This window comes from Mangrovibacter phragmitis, from assembly GCF_001655675.1.
GTDB lineage: Bacteria > Pseudomonadota > Gammaproteobacteria > Enterobacterales > Enterobacteriaceae > Mangrovibacter > Mangrovibacter phragmitis.
Map to the genome: position 1 here is coordinate 1 of NZ_LYRP01000042.1, position 643 is coordinate 643.

Sequence of the window (643 nt, forward strand, 5' to 3'; positions counted from 1 at the left end):
AACGTCAATTGATGAACGTATTAAGCTCACCACCTTCCTCCTGACTGAAAGTACTTTACAACCCGAAGGCCTTCTTCATACACGCGGCATGGCTGCATCAGGCTTGCGCCCATTGTGCAATATTCCCCACTGCTGCCTCCCGTAGGAGTCTGGACCGTGTCTCAGTTCCAGTGTGGCTGGTCATCCTCTCAGACCAGCTAGGGATCGTCGCCTTGGTGAGCCGTTACCTCACCAACAAGCTAATCCCATCTGGGCACATCTGATGGCAAGAGGCCCGAAAGTCCCCCTCTTTGGTCTTGCGACGTTATGCGGTATTAGCCACCGTTTCCAGTAGTTATCCCCCTCCATCAGGCAGTTTCCCAGACATTACTCACCCGTCCGCCGCTCGCCGGCAAAGAAGCAAGCTTCTTCCCGCTGCCGCTCGACTTGCATGTGTTAGGCCTGCCGCCAGCGTTCAATCTGAGCCATGATCAAACTCTTCAATTTAAAGTTTGATGCTCAAAGAATTAAACTGTTTATTCGTAATGAATTAACTGTTAGTCACTCTTTAAGACTTGATAATTTTTAGCGTCTTGCGACGTTAAGATATCAGTGCTTATGAGTGCCCACACAGATTGTCTGATAAATTGTTAAAGAGCAGTGC

Annotated in this window: 1 rRNA gene; it reads right to left on the reverse strand. The window is 49.1% G+C overall.

Annotated features, from left to right (window positions below):
- Nucleotides 1-486, reverse strand: a 16S ribosomal RNA gene (locus A9B99_RS17645); the annotation flags it as partial.
- Nucleotides 487-643 lie beyond the last annotated feature (157 nt).